Raw genomic sequence first — 16,061 nt, 5'->3', positions numbered from 1 at the left:
AACCCACGAATTGCTTATAAGCTTTTTTAAACTGAAAAATGACGTGCGACATTCTAATGTTTGAGGTGAGTATATGATTGTTAATGAACTAGAAAAAGCAGTCGTCAAACAATATATGAATTTGCTATTATTAGCAGATCCAGAAAAACAGGCAATAGAACAATATATTAATCAATGTCATGTCTATTTACTAAGTGATGAACATCAATCCCAATCCCTAGCTATAGCAGCAGTAGAAACATTATCTGATACGGAGGTAGAGTTGAAGAACATAGCCGTTCATCCTTTATATCGCAGAAAAGGACTGGGTACTTACCTAATGACATGGCTTTTTGCTAAGTATCAAAACATGACGATGTATGTTGGTACTAGTGACACTGAAAGCACGCTCAAATTTTATTATCGATTAGGATTTAAAGACTATGATATTAGACAAAACTTCTTTATTAGCCAATATGAACAGCCTATTTATGATAACGGAAAATTACTCATAGATATGAAAATACTCAAAAAGGATTTATAAAATGTGTCTTATGCTAATTTGAAAGGGTAATGATAAAAGGAAAGATAAGTTTAAGGAGATGTTTGTATCATACAAGAAAGTGATTATGACTGGTTTGGTTGGTGGCTTCTTAGGTGGCGCCGTTAAAATGGGGTGGGAAGCATTATTGCCACCTAGAACGCCAGAACGTGATGAAGAACCACCACCAATGACGATGCTTAATCAATTAGGTTTACCTGAAAATGTTAAACATGCGCGTTATCATTATAATGGTAATGAGATTCCACTCACAATTATGGGTGTTCATTATGGATTTTCTATAGCAAATGCATTCGGTTATGCACTACTTGCAGAAAAATTTCCGCAAGTAAAAGTATTAAGAGGAAGTGCTTTTGGTGTCTTAGTAAATATTGCCTTTCATGAATACTTACTTCCTCATTTAGCATTAACACCTAAAGTAGAAGATTTACCTAAAGAAGAAAGATTTTCAGAATTACTTGGGCATATTATTTGGATGAATACGATAGATTTTGTACACTCGTCTAGCAAGTAAATAATTCCCCATATATAAATAGAGAAAAGGTGAGATAATGAGTAAAATATTTGTAACTGGTGCAACTGGTTTAATCGGCACCAAATTAACAAAAAGATTATTAGAAGAAGGTCACGATGTAGCTGGCTTTACAACATCTGAAAATGGTAAAAATAAATTAGAATCAGCTAATGTAAAAGCATATATCGGAGATATTTTAAAATACGATACGATTGAAGCAGCTATTGCAGATTTCCAACCAGAAATCATTATTAATCAAATTACAGATTTAAAAAATGTAGATATGGCAGCAAATACTAAAGTACGTGTCGAAGGTTCTAAAAACTTAATCGATGCAGCTCAAAAATACAATGTTAAAAAAGTCATCGCACAAAGTATTGGCTTTATGTACGAAGCAGGGGAAGGCCTTGCTACAGAAGAAACACCATTAGATTTAGATTCAAGTGGTGACCGTAAAGTAACGGTTGATGGTGTTATTGGACTTGAAGAAGAAACATCTCGTATGGATGAATATGTTGTATTAAGATTTGGTTGGTTATACGGACCTGGTACTTGGTACGGCAAAGATGGTATGATTTACAATCAATTTGTAGACGGTAAGGTTACATTATCAGATGGCGTTACATCATTTATACATCTAGATGATGCAGTCGAAACGTCAATTCAAGCTTTAAACTTTGATAATGGTATTTATAATGTAGCAGATGACGAGCCTGTTAAAGGTTCAGATTTTGCAGAATGGTATAAACAACAATTAAATGTTGATCCAGAAATAAATATTCAACCTGCACAACCATTTGAACGTGGTATTACTAACGATAAGTTCAAAGCACAAGGTGGTCAATTAATTTATTCAACTTGGAAAGATGGTATGAACCCAATTAAATAGCGTATATGAAAAAGCACGACTTAGCCTAATGGTTTAAGTCGTGCTTTTTACTATGAATGAGTTTTAACGTTGTTCTTTATGTTGCTCTAGTGATTGTCTTAGTTGTTGGGCTTCTGATCGGCCAACTTTGGCATAGTGTCGATGTGCAAAATGCATTTGGATGATTAGAAATGCGGCGCTAACCGACCAATAAAGGCCTAAAGCTGAAGCGGAATGTAAAGATGCATAAGTGATGAAGATAGGTGATAAAATCATCATGACATAATACGTTTTACGTTCATCTTTAGGATAATGAATTGAATTCACTAAAGGTTGAATAAAATACATGAGTGCTGCTATTAGCGTCATCATAATATTCGGTTCGGTTAAATTAAACCATAAAAAACGTGGATATTTTGTAATACCATCACTACTTGGATATTTTAAACTCATATATAAACCCATAAGGATAGGTATTTGTATGATGACAGGTAAACAACCGATGATATTTTTAAATGGATTGATACCATATTGCTTATATTTATTCATCAATAGTTGATTTGCTGCGTTTCGTTCCTCTTGAGAATCTGCTTCTTTAATCTTCTCTCTAATTTTATCAATTTGTGGTTGAACGACTTTCGTTTTTTCGCGCATAATATGCATATTTTTTACTTGAATAAGCATAAATGGTAATAAAATAAAACGTACAATTAAGACAATAGCTATTATAGCTAATCCGTAGTTATCATTAAACAATCGGCCAAATAAATGTAATAACCGATCCATAGGTTGCACAAATGTATTATAAAATAATCCTGTACGATTATCAGATTTTGAATAATCACATCCTGATAAACATAAAACAGTGATTAGTAATAGAGAAATTCGTTTGGCCATTATTGACTTCCTTTTCATATGAAATATCTTTGTTTTAAGGTATGAAATCAATCATCACATACAATTTTAATCTAATATAACAAACTTAGTACATAGTTATGACACTTATTCTTAACTGTTTATTTTTTTAACGTAACCGTTAGTTAGAATGACGTGTGCGTTTCTGACTTAAAATGATGATTACAAGTAATATGGTAATTAAGATGATACAACTATAAAAGCTAAATAAAGCCCATTTAGCATGTGATGGTAACCAGGTCATTACAAATGACCAACTATTATTGCCTAAGACGAAGTATGGTAATAAATACATAGCGACACTAATTAAAACAAATGCTACCATGACCAAAATAAAGGCATATAGTGAATCTTTGCTTCTTTGTACCTTATATTTACCGTGTTTGATGGCAAATAAGCGACGTAAGATAAAGTAGAGACTGATAACAACGCCTATCATAGAAATGATAGAGATAATCACGTTTATATTGTGAGCTTGATCAATTTTGGTCTCGATTGTCGTATAGTGTTTGTGGTTCATGACTTGAGCATTTAAATGGTCTGCGAGTTGCGTCACTTTATTAGAATTCATATTTGCTAATACGACGATACCATAAGATTTCTTCGGATTGAGCAATATAACAGAGGAATAGTTATCAAGTGTTCCTGTATGATATATATAATCTGCGTGAGCATTAGTAAACCATCCAGCAGCATAACCATTAGCATCATCTTCACCCTGTGATTCATTAATTGTTTTTTGAGATGCTTTAACAATATCTTTTGTTTTAGATGATGGTGCTAATTGCATTTTAACCCAGTGCTCTAAATCTCTCGTATTAGACATTAAAAAGGCTGAAGGTGTATCTCCAATATTAAATGAAGGTGCACTTTTTTTAATTGCGCCACCTGATTGTTCATAACCAACGGCTTCGTGATTATTTTTAGAGTTGGTCTTTTTAAATGTTGTGTGTTCCATATCTAGTGGCTCTAAAATATGATCTTTGATATACGTGTTATAAGATTCTTTAGATACGTTTTGGATAATGAGACCTAATATATCGTAATTCATATTGGAATATTCAAATGTGTCTCCAGGTTTATGATTCAGTTCCTTGCCTTTGATACTTTGGACTAAATTTTTAATAGAGTCGCCGTATACTTCAGTTTGATCCTCGCTTGTAATATCTGCGGGTATAACACTTTTCTGACCAAGTAATTGTTTAATCGTGATATCTTGTTTTTTATCATCATATTTCATGTAAAAGCCTGGAATGTATTTAGATATATGATCATTAAGGCTTAGTTTGCCATTTTTAGCTAATTCTAAAATGGCATATCCTGTAAATGCTTTAGTATTTGATGCAATTTCGTATCTTGTTGTAGGCTTTGCTTTAATTTTCTTCTCGACATTTGCATAACCATAACCTTTATTTAAAAAGACTTTGTTATCTTTTATGATTAATATCGAAGCGCCAGGTATATCGCCAGATTTCATATCTGATTTCACGATTGTGTCGATATAATTCTGTGAAGATTGAGTGAGTAATGTTTCATTTTTATTATATGCCCAAAAATGTTTCGTAATGATCACAGTAATGAGTATGGCAATTACCATTATGATAGTGATAATAAATGGTTTCTTTTTCATGATTCTAATCCTCTAATATTTAATAATGTGTCGTTGTTAATTGTGTGTAATTTATTATAGCAGTTTTCGAAATATTTTAGCGAATTAAAGGATTTATTTTATGAATAATAAATGATTAGAAAGAGAAATGAATAAAAAGTGTTATAATACTCTAAAAGAGTGATTAGTTAGTGAAAAGATATGGTGTTAATATATACAATTTTGAATGTTGGGAGTATAGTTTATCCATCAACATACAAAGAGGTAGTAGTGTTATGTTTAATCAAATTAAAAGACTTTTAATTGGGCGTCCCAAAAAGAATAGGGACTTGAAAAACGAAAAAATTACTAAATTTAAAGCGTTAGCAATTTTATCTTCAGATGCATTATCCTCAGTAGCTTATGGTCCAGAACAGATATTAATTACATTATCTGTTGTAGGTGCAGTTGCGTCTTGGTATACATTACCTATTGCTGCAGGCGTTCTGATTTTATTAGCTGCACTTATATTATCATATCGCCAAGTGATATATGCTTACCCTAAAGGGGGCGGGGCATATATGGTATCGAAAACGAACTTAGGAGAGAAGTGGGGACTTCTTGCTGGTGGTTCGTTATTGGTCGATTATATTTTAACCGTTGCAGTTAGTATATCCTCCGGTGCAGATGCGTTTGTAGCTGCATTTCCAAATTTATATGATTACAAAGTACTCATAGCATGCTTATTAGTATTAGTCATTTTGATATTAAATTTAAGAGGTCTAACTGAATCGGCAACTGTGTTATCTTATCCAGTGTACTTATTCATCATTGGATTGGTTGCATTAATTGTAGTGGGAACATGGCGTGTTGCAACTGGTGACATTCAACCACATATGCAATCTTCAGTAGGGACAGCAGTACACGGTGTGACACTCTTTTTACTATTAAAAGCATTTTCTTCAGGGGCTTCTTCTTTAACAGGGGTAGAGGCTATATCCAATGCGGTGACTAACTTTAAAGACCCGGCACCTAAAAATGCAGTAAAAACGTTAGTCACAATGGGTAGTATTTTAGCATTTCTATTAGTAGGTATTGTAGGATTGGCTTATGTATATGGCATTATGCCACAGACTGAGACTACGGTTCTATCACAGTTAGCAACACAAATCTTTGGTGACAACGTTGCATTCTATTTTGTACAAGCTACAACAGTATTGATATTAGTATTAGCAGCAAATACTGGTTTTACAGCATTTCCAATGTTAGCGGCATCTATGTCTAAAGATAAATACATGCCTAGAATGTTTACGGTTAGAGGTGACAGATTAGGTTATTCTAACTCAATTCTTGTGTTAGGTATTTTTGCGATTATATTAATTATCTTGTTTAAAGGTAAAACTGAAAATTTAATACCATTATATGCAGTAGGTGTTTTCATTCCATTTACTTTAGCGCAATTTGGTATGGTATTAAAATGGTATAGAGAACGACCAAAAGGTTGGCAGGCTAAATTAGCAGTAAATACATTAGGTGGTACGATTACATTTGTGGTATTTATGATATTCTTGATTACTAAATTCAGTCATGTTTGGCCAATTTTATTATTCTTACCATTCTTTGTATCTGTATTTGTAAGAATTAAAATTCATTATCGTAATGTTGCAGAGCAATTACGTTCTGATTTAGACGTGCATGACGTACCAGTAGTAGATCGTAGTTTAGCTATTGTACCGATTATGAGTATTACGACTGTCGTTGATAAATCAATTTATTATGCACAGATGTTAGCGAATAATGACGTGATTGCAGTGCACGTATCATTTGGTGATGAAGACGAAAAAGGATTCCAAGAAAAATGGAAGCAACACTTTCCTGATGTAAGACTCATTATTTTACATTCAGAATATAGAAGTATTATCAGACCGATATCACGATTTATTGATAAAATTCATCGCAAAGCCGAAGATCAAAATTATTTAATCACGGTGGTTGTTCCAGAATTTATTCCTAAGAAGCCTTGGCATCATTTATTACACAACCAAACAAGTTTACGATTAAAAATGCATTTAATTTATCAAAAGAACGTGATACTATGTACTATTCCATTTAAACTTAAAAAATAAATTGAAAAGCCGTCGCACTCATTAAAGATAGATGAGTGTGACGGCTTTTTAGTTTAAGGTATATAACTAATATTTTTCTGCAAATACAATTTCATTTTAGTTGATATTTTCACGTAATTGACTTGCTACTTTAGGCGATAGTTGATTACGTTTAATTAAAGCATCTAAATATTCACGTTCAGCGTAAATGGCTTGAAGGTGGATATTTTGCTGCGCTTCAGTTGTTAATTCTTTAGCATTTTGATTTGATTTATCTTTATTTCTATTACCTTTACGTCGGTTACGTAAGGCACGAGATAAGTTGTGATATTGATCAATGACTAAACTTACTTCTAATACGTTTGAAGGATTCTGCTCTTTTTGCATACGTAAAATAATGTGGTGATTAATGATACGTAAAATTTGTTGCACCTTTTTCAAATCATTTTGATAAACTTTTAACATTTCTGCACGGTCAAGTTGTGCTTCTTCAGTTTGGTTTGATTTGCTAGTTGATACATGATCTTTATAAGCATGTTCCTTTTTAAATCGATCATACTCTTGTTTGCGTAAATTCTTTCTTGCTTTGAAACGAAGGTAGAACATTCTAAAGAAGCGGGAAATTTTCTTTACAAATGAAGCTTCTTTATACGAATTAGTAAGTTCTTTAACATTTCTATAGTTATTCAACTCTTGCGAATTGATCTTACCTTTATTGATAAGTCTTTCTAATGTAGCTGTTTCTTCTTCTTCAGCAATTTCTGCTAAACGATGTAATTCTTTAGTATTTTGATTATCTGGCTCTGCATTAATTAAGAATGACATTTCCCCGTAATATTGTGTCAAAACAGGTCTATAATCAATGTCTTTATTCTTTTCAGATAGTTCTTTAAGACGAGTTATAACTGCTTGCATAATGAAAATTTTTGCTGATTGATAGGTCATACCTTCGTCATCTGTTAATTGTTCAGATTCAGTAATAAAAGGTAATACCACTTGTGCCAATATTAAACTGATGAGTACCATCAATGAAGCTATAAATAATAAATCATTACGATACTCGAAGGTTTGGTGATTATTGATAATCGTTGGCAATGTTAAAGCCATTGATAAAGAAATCGTTCCGTGTATACCACACATAGTCATAATAAATGCATAACGTATACGACTTGGTGGCTGTTCTTCTGCAATATCCGTGTCTTCCAAATAACGTTGTAAGTGATTTGGATAATAGAAATCTTTGTATAATAAGAACACCCAGATAAATCGAACAACATAAATAGCTAATGCAATGAGCAAACTAATTAATATTAAGAATTTAATATTATCTGGTTCCACTTTGATGATTTGGATGACCACTTCAGGAACGATGAACCCTAATACTACGAATACGAATCCGTTTAAGGCATAACTCAACGTATTCCAAATTTGTGAGAAGCTCATTTGAAGTTCAGTCTGTGCACGAATGAGTCGGTCGCGCTCCCAACCATGAATAAGACCTGCAACAACTACTGCGATAATGCCAGATGCATGGAACAACTCTGCAATAAAGTAAACAGCAAATGGAGTGAGTAATTGAATGAAAGTTAACGTATTATTATCTTTCATACCTTTATTAGCAGTCAGATAAATACGTAATCTGACAACAACTGAGCCTACAATAATTCCAATTAAAATACCAATAATCGTAGATACGATAAATTGCTCTATCGCATTTACAGCTGAAAATGCACCTGTAACTAAAGCTGTAACGGCAATTTTAAATGAAATAATACCGGCAGCATCATTTAAAAGGGATTCACCTTCAAGAATGGACATGGATCCTTTAGGTAAAATCTTCCCTTTTGTGATTGCAGATATTGCAACAGCATCTGTTGGGCATAGAATTGCTGCAATAGCAAAGGCAGCTGGCATTGGTAAATCAGGCCAGATCCAGTGAATAAAGAAACCTACACCAATAACAGTAGTAAATACTAAAGCCATAGCCATTAGAATAATTGGTTTTTTATATTCAAGTAATTTGGTCCTTGAAACATGCGTACCTTCGACGAATAGTAAAGGTGCAATGACTGCCATCATGAAGACCTCAGAATCGAAATCAAAATGTATGGGAATCGGTAAGGTGAATATAGCTACACCTAGCGCGATTTGTATAAAAGCTGTAGGGATTTTAGGGAATCGATTATGTATAATCGACAAGTTCGATTATACCTTATAATAATATAATTATTATGTGTTTTCTACGTGTTTTTGATCAGATAAACGTTGTTTATCAGCTAGGTCTTTAGCATTATTTTTATACTTTTTATAATAGAAGTATAAGAAGATGAACCAGAATGGTGAAATAAAGATAGCGGCTCTAGTATCATCACTAAAGAATAATAATATGAATACAAATGCAAAGAATGCTAATACAACGTATGCTGTAGCTTGTCCTCCAATCAATTTAAACTTATTATCTTTATGTTCTTGAGGATTCTTTTTAACATAAATGATATAAGACACAATAATCATTGCCCATACAACTAAGAACAATACTGTAGATAGCGTAGTGACATATATAAATAATTGAATGGCATCCGGAAAGATAAAGTTAAGTAATGCTGCAACTAATAAAGTAAATGATGACACAAACATTGATAGGTAAGGGACACCATTTGAATTAGTTTTACTTAACACTTTTGGCCCTAGACCTTGTTTAGATAAGCCGAATAAAATACGACTGTTTGAATAAATCCCACTATTTGTCGCAGAAGCAGCAGCTGTTAATACCACGAAGTTAACGATACCAGCGGCAAATGGGATACCAATCAATGTAAACAACTTCACGAATGGACTGCTATCAGGATCTATACCATTCCATGGAATGACAGACATGATAACGAGTAGCCCACCAATATAGAATAATAAAATACGAATAGGCACATTATTAATTGCTTTAGGAATCGTTTTCTGAGGATCTTTTGTTTCCCCAGCTGTAACCCCAATTAATTCTATACCTATGAATGAGTACACAGCAATTTGGAATGACATTAAGAACCCAAATGCACCATGTGGGAACATACCACCATGTTTAACGAGGTTAGTAAATGATGCATGCCCGTAATGTGTTTTAAAAGAAAAGAATATCAATACTAAACCTACAATAACCATCGCAACAATTGTGACTACTTTAATAATTGAGAACCAAAACTCTAACTCTCCAAATAGTCTTGCACCTAGTAAGTTAAACGAAATTAAAATTAATACAATGAATAACACTGTTAACCAGTGTGGGACTTGTGGATACCAAAAAGCGAAATATTGTCCCATTGCTGTTAAGTCAGACATACTTGAAACAATCCAACAAATCCAATATGTCCAACCTATCACGAAACCGCCAAAAGGTCCGATGTATTCATTGGCTATATCAACAAATGAATTGAATTTCGTATTACTTAATAATAATTCCCCTAAAGCACGCATAAAAGCAAAAAGTATCATTCCGATAATCATATATGTGAATAACAGTGAAGGTCCTGTAAGTGAAATCGTCTGTCCAGAACCTAAGAATAGCCCCGTACCAATTGCACCCCCAATTGCAATTAATTGGATATGTCTGTTATTCAACTCTCTATGTAGTTGTCTTGCCATAATCTTCCTCCTCAGGAAAGCAAAATAAACATTTTTTGTGAAAGCGTTTTCTTTTTATTAATACTATAGAAATAGTTGTAATAAAGCAATTAATTTTCAAAATATAAGTAAATACATTTATTAGGCTTTGTATGATAAATATTACTTATGACTTTTTTGAATAATCACATAATTCTGTTAAATAGGGGTGCTTTCAATAGTAATTAATTTCGAAAACATAACTATTATAAAGATAAAAGAATAATTTTTGAAATGATATGGTGATAATGATTATCAATCATAATTTTTTGAATTGAAAAAGAGATGTGTAATAATGATTAGCAATGATAAATGATACGTGAAGAAGGAATGTAAAATGAAAATAGGGGCGATTTCTGATTTACATATCGATCGACATCCCAAATTAAATGCACAACATTATTTGGATACTTTAGTTGATGTGGTAATCAAAAGAGAGATAGAATTACTCGTCATTGCGGGTGACATTTCAAATGATTATCGACAAGTGATTCAATTTATCAATGACTTAAAAGAAAAGTTAAATATACCTATATTATTTGTACCTGGGAATCATGATTTATGGTCTGATGGTACAGATAAAAGTTCACAAGAAATTTTCGACATTTATACACAACAAGATGCATGTTTGATTAAACAACCTTATATTATTGACGATGAATGGGCTATTGTGGGGCACACAGGATGGTATGATTACGCCTTTGCTAATGGCAAATTTTCATTAGAAAAATTAGAACGAGGTAAACATTATGGTGCAACATGGCAAGATAAAGTGAGAATGGATTGTGATATGACAGATAAGGCACTATCGTTACAAGCGGCGCAACAAGTGGAAGCGGATATAGAACGAGTTGGAACACGCAAGATGATTTTAGTCACACATATTGTTACGCATCCAGCTTTCGTAGTGCCAACACCACATCGTATTTTTGATTTCTTTAATGCTTATATTGGAACCAAAGATTTCAATTATATATATGATAGCTATAACATTCAATACAGTATTATGGGTCACGTTCATTTCAGAAAAACTTTGACGGAGAAAAGTGTACACTATCTATGCCCATGTCTAGGATATCAAAGACAATGGCGTACAGATAATATTTCTCAGGAAATAAACCATGCACTTATGGACTTTACAATTTAAAAATCGCTAACACTCATAATAATAGCGAGTGTTAGCGATAATTTTTGATATCAGTTATTCAGGATTAACGTATAAACACATGCGCCCTGGGGCATTAAAACTGCGTTCCATTTTAGATTTCTTAATTTTAATGATTTGTTTTTGATTAAGGAAGATAGCTGGGAAAATAATACCTTTCTTTATATGACTCCATAGTGGGTCTATATAATAATAGTGTTGATCATCATAGCCAATTAGTAATGTGACATGGATATTCGAAACAAGACGAATTTTACGACCATCAAATTTGAAGCTACGACGCATTGGTCGAGCACCTAAACTCGTATGATAAATCACAATAGGTTGTTGTTTATCAATGATCTTTTCTAATTCAGCCAAGCTAGTACCTGTGCCGTCAATGATATGTGAGTTGTATTTTTGTAAAAACGGAACATAGGCTTCTGGGAAAATGGTTTGGTGATAGCCAAATTTAACAAGTAAATGATGACCAACATAACCTTTATATGGATTGTTTGGGTGGGTGGGCCAATTTTTCATAATGTCTGTAGCTTTAACAGGTTGTTCATTATAGTGAAGCATCATAGACGCTGATACGCCTTCACAGCCCATAATCATTGGTATTGGAAATAACTGACTCATCGGTTTAACAGGTAAAATAGTTTGGTTCATCGTTAATCTCCTTCGACTTAAATACACTTTAAATAATATTCAATATTATATACCGTGCACCATTTTTTGGATAATGATATGTTTAGAAATAATCATTTTAGTGTTATTCAATCCCAAGATAGGTTATAAATAAATGGGAGTAGAAATTTTTAAGGGGAGTCAAAGATGGATTATCAAATTAAAAGTATGAAAGCGACACATATTATTGGCGTGACACGCCAATTTAAAAGTGGCGGTCATGCTCAAAGTAATATTCCCGATTTTTGGGAAGATGTGACGTCTATGGGATTAGACTGTAGACTTGCAGAAAAAAGTGACCTAGCACTTAATGGATTGCTTGGCCTCTGTTTACCACAGCAAGATGGCAAAATGAATTATATGATTGGGGTGTCTTGTGAGACTAATCCAAACGACGGTTTAGAAACGTATCAACTAGAGGATAATGATTATCTTGTGGTCAATGCGAAAGGGAAAGTACCTCAATCCATTAGACAAGCGATGCGTCAAATTCATCAGGAATTGATTCCAACTGAGAATATTCAGTTAAAGCGTGCACCGTTTTTCGAATTGTATCCTGAAGGCGATACGCAAGACGACAATTATATTACTGAAATTTGGTTACCCATAGAACAAAATAAATCATAAAAAAGCGCAAGTGTTAGATGCTTTCAGACTGAATAGCCTGTCATCATCTCACTTGCGTTTTATATGTTATGAACGATATTTAGTTGGATTAAGTTTGAAATAAATGACTTGTAATATGACTAATAGTATGGCCGTTATTGAAATGATAACTAGGTATGGTGAAGCGTCAAACTGTCCTTTAAGACCAACTAATGGTGAAATCACACCGCCTAAAATAAATTGGAATAAGCCCAATAAACTTGAAGCATTGCCACTACCACCAGTTCGTTCTTCCATAGCGAGTGCAAAGCCTAACGGTCCGATAGACGTAACCGGGCTTATATTTAAGAAGAAGGCGATGATTAACATCCAAATAGGCCAATGCATTGTTAACGTTAAAATAATCAATAGTACCCCAATGATTTGGATTAGTGTTAAATAGATTAATAATGTATATCTACTCAACTTTTCCACTAATAATGCTACGATTTGGCTTATTAGAATTAAGCCGATTCCATTGACTGCTAAAATCACACTAAATTGCTGTGGTGATAAGCTATAAATTTTTTGTGTTATAAAAGGTGACGCAGCTGAATAACTAAATAGCATGACATAAGTTAATCCTTGTAACAACATTGGAATCACAAATGACGGTTTCTTCAACAACTGACCAAAATCTTTAAATATACGTCCATAGTTTAATGTTGTTCGATCGGCGTGATTTGTTGATGGCATTTTCATCAATACACCGATAATGACGATGATTGTAATTATTGTCAAAATGACAAAGATGCTTCTCCAAGTAGATATGGTTAAAGCAAATCCACCGAGTAATGGCGCTATAATCGTAATGATTCCATTGACTACCATTAGAGAAGTTAAAAACTTAGCCATTTCGTCACCGCTAAATTTATCACCAATAGATGCTTTTGCGATAACAATTGACCCACCTGCAGTTAAACCTTGAATCAATCTTAAAAATAGAAAGAAGTATAAATCCGTCGTAAATACTGCAATCAAGGATGCAAGCATGTATATCACTAGAATCGTTAAAGCAATTTTTTTTCGACCAAATGCATCAGATAAAGGACCAAAGAAAAATTGTCCAAGTGCTAAGCCAATCATTGCAAAGGAAATAGTTAATTGAATTTCAGATGTAGTTGAACTAAATGCATGTTGCACATCCGGTAACGATGGTGAATACATATCAATCGATAAAGGACCAAAAGTGGTCATTACACCGAAAATGATAATTAATATGAAAGGGAAGTGCTTGGCACTTGTATTTTGCATAATCATTCTCCTTTTAAAGAAGTTATAGAACAAATTATATATGTTTTGACCATATTTGTATGTAGTAATTTAAATTTTTATGTATTTGCATAAAGTACTATCTTAGAAGAAAAATGGCATTATTACTATTAAAATTACTTCATGAAATAAGTGATTTTAATAAATAAAAAGCATTCCCATAAGAGAGGCATAGAGCCCAACTTAGAGAATGCATATGAAAAATAAAAGTAATGTAATGTAGTTGATTACTATTGTTGTTGATTATTAGAGTTACCGGAACCATTAATGAGTTCATCAATTTTAGATTTAATACTATCAAATTTAGTATTAATATCTTGTAGCATGCTATCTACTTTGTTTTGGTTCTCATTGTTTTGTTGTTCGTTATTTGCATTTTTTAATTTATCGATTTGGTCTTGATAAAATTGAGTAAGTTTTGAATCTGCATTAGTTTCTTCTTTTTGTTTTAAGTTATTGATTTGTTGTTGCAATTGATTAATTTGAGTTTGACTATTTTTATTTTGTTTAATTTCGTTTTTAGCTGTATCCACTTGTTTATTAATATCGTCGTTTTGATTTTCGACTTCTTTTTTATAGTTTTGAGAGACGTTAGGGTCGTTATTTACTTTGTTATTAATATGATTTAACACTGCTCTTGTTACGAAAATAGCTACGATAATTAATAATATAACGATAATAGCGATTAGCCATTTTTTAGATTTACGTGTTTTTTGGTTTTCTTCTTGTAATTCTTGCTCTCTTCTATAATCTCTACCATTGTAATAGCGTTCAGGGTGTTGCTCTGGATCGTTAAATTCATTTTGATCGCGATATTGGCTTTGATTTCTATATTCACGTTCTTCACTTTGACTACGATGATTTTGATATTGATTATCGTAACGATATGATTCTTTATACTTATCCGTTCTCTTCATTTCATTCACCTCATCATTATTGGGTTAGCCTATTTATGAATCAAAAGACATGTTTAATCTTAGTAAACGGGCAATATTGTGTGCAGTTTGGCTTAAAAGGGTAGGACCATTATCTAGTGCATATTGCAAATCTGTAGGTTGATTCATGATACTAAACACGCTATCTATACCATAATCATAAACCGTTTCGTATTGTTCACCCAAACTACCACCTATGGCTATGACAGGTAAGTTGAATTGTTTAGCTACTTGTGCAACACCAATTGGCGTTTTACCGTAAATCGTTTGGGAATCTAATTTGCCTTCACCTGTTATGACTAAATCTGCATCTATAATTCTAGATTGGAAATGTGTTTCTTCTAAAACGACATCAATACCTTTAGATAACTGGGCATCTAAGAAAGCTAATAAAGCGGTGCCCATGCCACCAGCTGCGCCAGCACCAGGTATATCTTTAACATCTTTATCTAGTTGTAATTTTATCTTATCATGATAATGGCAAAGCGCGGTATCCAACTTTGGTATCATCTTTGCTGTGGCGCCTTTTTGTGGGCCATATATCATGGTTGCACCATTATCTCCTAATAATGGATTAGTCACATCACAAGCTACGCTCATATCGATGTTTTTAAATTTTGAATTTAACTGAGTGGTATCAATAGTTTGTATATCAAGTAGATGTAATCCACCAGGTTCAATAGAGTGACCATTGCTATCTAAAAACTTTACGCCTAATGCTTGTAACATGCCTACACCGCCATCATTCGTAGCACTACCGCCAATACCAAGTATAATTTTTTGGGCACCTAGCTCTAAAGCATGATTAATAAGTTGGCCAGTGCCGAAAGTAGTGGTTTTCAACGGATTTCGTTCTTCCTTAGTTAATAAATCAAGACCAGATGCAGCGGCCATTTCTATTATTGCTATCTTTTGAGATGATGCGTAAGCATATTTTGCGGTAATGTCTCGGTATAGCGGATCTTTTACGGTTGTAGCTATTGTCTTAGCATTTAATGCCTCCATTAAGGCTTCAGTTGTACCTTCGCCACCATCAGCCATAGGAATTAAATCATATTCAACAGTTGAGGGTAATATTTTGGAAAATCCTTCTTGTATCGCTTCTGCTGCTTCTCGAGCTGACATGCTTTCTTTAAATGAATCTGGTGCGATGACTATTTTCATTGGTCGACACTTCCTCATCGATTTGATTA

The 16,061-nt window shown here is 33.2% G+C and carries 14 protein-coding genes; 6 read left to right on the top strand and 8 right to left on the bottom strand.

Annotated elements, in window-relative coordinates:
• Nucleotides 1-73: 73 nt before the first annotated feature.
• The 3 genes from ACJQQZ_RS07750 to ACJQQZ_RS07740 are packed head-to-tail and all read left to right on the top strand — an operon-like array spanning nucleotide 74 to nucleotide 1,944.
• Nucleotides 74-523 carry a GNAT family N-acetyltransferase gene (locus ACJQQZ_RS07750; protein WP_107532696.1) on the top strand — a complete coding sequence of 150 codons (450 nt, stop codon included), beginning with the start codon at nucleotides 74-76 and terminating at the stop codon, nucleotides 521-523.
• A gap of 58 nt (nucleotides 524-581) precedes the next feature.
• Nucleotides 582-1,055: a DUF1440 domain-containing protein gene (locus tag ACJQQZ_RS07745; RefSeq protein WP_145505627.1), complete on the top strand. Its 474-nt coding sequence runs from the start codon at nucleotides 582-584 to the stop codon at nucleotides 1,053-1,055.
• Nucleotides 1,056-1,092: 37 nt separating this feature from the next.
• Nucleotides 1,093-1,944, top strand: a complete 852-nt coding sequence (locus tag ACJQQZ_RS07740) for an NAD-dependent epimerase/dehydratase family protein (protein ID WP_002450371.1) — start codon at nucleotides 1,093-1,095, stop codon at nucleotides 1,942-1,944.
• 63 nt (nucleotides 1,945-2,007) lie between these two features.
• On the opposite strand, the gene yidC is transcribed toward ACJQQZ_RS07740, so the two are convergent.
• A complete protein-coding gene (gene yidC / locus ACJQQZ_RS07735; protein WP_002450370.1) occupies nucleotides 2,008-2,820 on the bottom strand; it encodes a membrane protein insertase YidC in 813 nt (270 codons plus the stop codon).
• A 139-nt stretch (nucleotides 2,821-2,959) separates the two neighbouring features.
• The gene (locus ACJQQZ_RS07730; RefSeq protein ID WP_145505621.1) at nucleotides 2,960-4,468 is read right to left on the bottom strand and encodes a serine hydrolase domain-containing protein; all 1,509 of its coding nucleotides are present in this window, start codon (nucleotides 4,466-4,468) and stop codon (nucleotides 2,960-2,962) included.
• Nucleotides 4,469-4,722: 254 nt separating this feature from the next.
• Here ACJQQZ_RS07730 and ACJQQZ_RS07725 point away from each other — a divergent pair, with 254 nt between their 5' ends.
• Entirely contained in the window at nucleotides 4,723-6,552 is a 1,830-nt protein-coding gene (locus ACJQQZ_RS07725; protein WP_002450368.1) for an APC family permease, read from the top strand.
• A gap of 96 nt (nucleotides 6,553-6,648) precedes the next feature.
• Here ACJQQZ_RS07725 and ACJQQZ_RS07720 read toward each other — a convergent pair whose 3' ends face one another.
• Together ACJQQZ_RS07720 and ACJQQZ_RS07715 are read right to left on the bottom strand one after the other, a co-directional pair.
• The gene (locus ACJQQZ_RS07720) at nucleotides 6,649-8,730 is read right to left on the bottom strand and encodes a cation:proton antiporter (RefSeq protein WP_408023111.1); all 2,082 of its coding nucleotides are present in this window, start codon (nucleotides 8,728-8,730) and stop codon (nucleotides 6,649-6,651) included.
• Between the two features lie 30 nt (nucleotides 8,731-8,760).
• Nucleotides 8,761-10,164, bottom strand: a complete 1,404-nt coding sequence (locus tag ACJQQZ_RS07715) for an amino acid permease (RefSeq protein WP_002450366.1) — start codon at nucleotides 10,162-10,164, stop codon at nucleotides 8,761-8,763.
• 355 nt (nucleotides 10,165-10,519) lie between these two features.
• Here ACJQQZ_RS07715 and ACJQQZ_RS07710 point away from each other — a divergent pair, with 355 nt between their 5' ends.
• Nucleotides 10,520-11,329, top strand: coding sequence for a metallophosphoesterase (locus ACJQQZ_RS07710; protein ID WP_002450365.1), 810 nt, complete (start codon nucleotides 10,520-10,522; stop codon nucleotides 11,327-11,329).
• 54 nt (nucleotides 11,330-11,383) lie between these two features.
• Here ACJQQZ_RS07710 and ACJQQZ_RS07705 read toward each other — a convergent pair whose 3' ends face one another.
• Nucleotides 11,384-11,998, bottom strand: a complete 615-nt coding sequence (locus ACJQQZ_RS07705; RefSeq protein WP_002450364.1) for a C39 family peptidase — start codon at nucleotides 11,996-11,998, stop codon at nucleotides 11,384-11,386.
• 165 nt (nucleotides 11,999-12,163) lie between these two features.
• Between ACJQQZ_RS07705 and ACJQQZ_RS07700 the strand changes: the two genes are divergently transcribed.
• Complete coding sequence (locus ACJQQZ_RS07700; RefSeq protein ID WP_002450363.1) at nucleotides 12,164-12,643, top strand: GyrI-like domain-containing protein; 480 nt, start codon at nucleotides 12,164-12,166, stop codon at nucleotides 12,641-12,643.
• 66 nt (nucleotides 12,644-12,709) lie between these two features.
• On the opposite strand, the gene tcaB is transcribed toward ACJQQZ_RS07700, so the two are convergent.
• From tcaB to ACJQQZ_RS07685, 3 genes are all read right to left on the bottom strand, one after another.
• Nucleotides 12,710-13,915: a putative multidrug effflux MFS transporter TcaB gene (tcaB, locus tag ACJQQZ_RS07695; RefSeq protein ID WP_002450362.1), complete on the bottom strand. Its 1,206-nt coding sequence runs from the start codon at nucleotides 13,913-13,915 to the stop codon at nucleotides 12,710-12,712.
• Nucleotides 13,916-14,163: 248 nt separating this feature from the next.
• The gene (locus ACJQQZ_RS07690) at nucleotides 14,164-14,850 is read right to left on the bottom strand and encodes a hypothetical protein (RefSeq protein WP_145505615.1); all 687 of its coding nucleotides are present in this window, start codon (nucleotides 14,848-14,850) and stop codon (nucleotides 14,164-14,166) included.
• Nucleotides 14,851-14,883: 33 nt separating this feature from the next.
• A complete protein-coding gene (locus ACJQQZ_RS07685) occupies nucleotides 14,884-16,032 on the bottom strand; it encodes a glycerate kinase (RefSeq protein WP_002450360.1) in 1,149 nt (382 codons plus the stop codon).
• Nucleotides 16,033-16,061 lie beyond the last annotated feature (29 nt).

Origin of the sequence: Staphylococcus sp. KUGN1, from assembly GCF_045984185.1 — a bacterium.
Lineage (GTDB): Bacteria > Bacillota > Bacilli > Staphylococcales > Staphylococcaceae > Staphylococcus > Staphylococcus warneri_A.
The sequence above is the reverse complement of the archived record's forward strand: the minus strand, read 5'-3'. Positions and strand labels throughout refer to the sequence as shown.